2 protein-coding genes are annotated in these 1,874 nt (G+C 55.2%); both read left to right on the forward strand.

All coding sequences use genetic code 11. From position 1 onward, the window contains the following. The first annotated feature begins 124 nt into the window (after nt 1-124). Nucleotides 125-664: a hypothetical protein gene (locus ACSV5M_RS21690; RefSeq protein WP_439178940.1), complete on the forward strand. Its 540-nt coding sequence runs from the start codon at nt 125-127 to the stop codon at nt 662-664. Further along, nucleotides 661-1,874: ATPase, T2SS/T4P/T4SS family (locus tag ACSV5M_RS21695; RefSeq protein ID WP_439178941.1), on the forward strand; the 1,214-nt coding region annotated here is incomplete at its 3' end. The genes ACSV5M_RS21690 and ACSV5M_RS21695, both read left to right, overlap by 4 nt.

Raw genomic sequence — 1,874 nt, forward strand, 5'->3', positions numbered from 1 at the left:
AAATTGCTGATCGGCAGTTTGCAAAAGCTGGACGCACGCGTGTTTTTTGGTAAGTCCCTGTTGCTCGAATTTCATCGAAGCGATAGCGGCCATTATTCCGCCACCTGGCGGATCGAGGGTGATTATGTTGTTAAACCGTAACGTAAAAAGTCGATTGACGATGTTCATTCTTGTGCTAATTGCCCAAGGCGTTATTGCTGACGGCGAGCCACCAGTGAGTAGCGCGTTAACCGCTGACCATACCGGTATCGTTGATCAATTAATCCTGGAAGAACAGGCGACTTACGCGCGTGAGAATGCCAAGCCGTCGGCAGAGCCCGTGCAACCAGCGCCGATGCCAGTGCCCACAGGACCTGACCCTTTTGTGCCACCGAAGGCAGAACCCGAACCCTATTTTGTGGGTGTATTCGGTGCGGATAACACATCGTATCGCGTGGAGATTTTGTATCTCGGTTCAGTGACGGATTATGGCGTCGGTGATGTGTTGCCAAGCGGCTACCGACTCTCTGGCGTCACCCCGCAGTACGTGACCGTCGCGCGCAACGGTAAAACGAGTCGCCTGTACCTCACCTCTGTGTCGGCTGTGTCCGATCAAGGACCTCGCCAGGTTGGGTCGTCGCTACGCGACAGTGCCATGCAACTTCCACCGGGGTTGATGCAATGAAGCGTGTTAGGCAAATCGATGAACTAGCCGCGCATGCCGGTACCGCTGATTGGCGGTTATTGTCGGGGGAGAATGGCGAGTTGGCCATCCAGCCGCCCATGCGTGAGAAAGTTGCGCTGGTGAGCGGTGTCAACCGCGAATGCTTATTGTTGGTCGCGCCCGGGTGTTACCCATCGCAAGCGTATTTTGAGGCGGCGCGACACGCACACCGTCTGGAGTACACCGTTAAGCCGTTGTACGCCGAGCAATCCATTCTAACCTTGCTACACGACCAACAGGCTGCACTTGCCACAACGGATGCTACTGATCGTTTAATTACCCAGGAGGACCGTGAGCGCCTTGATGAGCTGATTACGGAAGCAGTTACCCGTGGTGCGGCCGATATCATGATATCGCCGCGCAAGGGCTCGCAAACACAATATCTTGCCGAGCTGGATATCGACACCATGATCACGCCGTATCGCGATTACACGCGTGATGAGATCGAAGGCATGATGCAGTGTTTCTATCAAAGCAAAGCGGACCAGGAAACCGTCGAGGAACCGATATTTAAATTTGGGTCCGCGCAATTCGCGGCCGGTGATGGTGTGTGGGCCGGGCACCGCACGCGCATCCGGTACCAGTCCAAACCTGCGTTCCCGGGCGGAACGGATTTCGCGCTGCGTCTGCTCATGATGAGTGAGACGAGCGGTTTTAATTCAATTCATGATCTGAATTTACCGGTACAACAAGCGCGTATGTTGGAGCGCGCCAGTCGTCGCGATTCCGGGGCGATTGTCCTGGCGGGACAAACCAGCAGCGGCAAAACTACGACGGTGAAAGTCATGCTGGAAAACCTCAGTCGCACACGCCCGGACATTGTTATTCGTTCCCTGGAAAGCCCACCTGAGTACGTGATGCGCGGCGTCCATCAACATGCCGTGCGTGAATCCAAGGGCGGCGAATTACAGGCATTGAGTGAGCACGTCAAAGAGCTCATGCGGATGAACCCAACCTATTTATTTCTCGGTGAAGTCCGGGGCCATGAATCAGCAGGTCTGTTTCTTCATATGCTGGAATCTGGTCACGGGGTGATATTAACGGGCCATGCCGGCAGCCCCCTGGGAATCTATAGCAAGCTCGAAGGCCTCGGGATCTCCAAGCAAGTGATGACGCAAGCGAGCAACGTTAATGCGCTGATTTTCCAACGTCGCCTGCCGCGTCTGTGCCC

Origin of the sequence: Cellvibrio sp. ARAG 10.3 (assembly GCF_051846955.1) — a bacterium.
Classification (GTDB): domain Bacteria; phylum Pseudomonadota; class Gammaproteobacteria; order Pseudomonadales; family Cellvibrionaceae; genus Cellvibrio.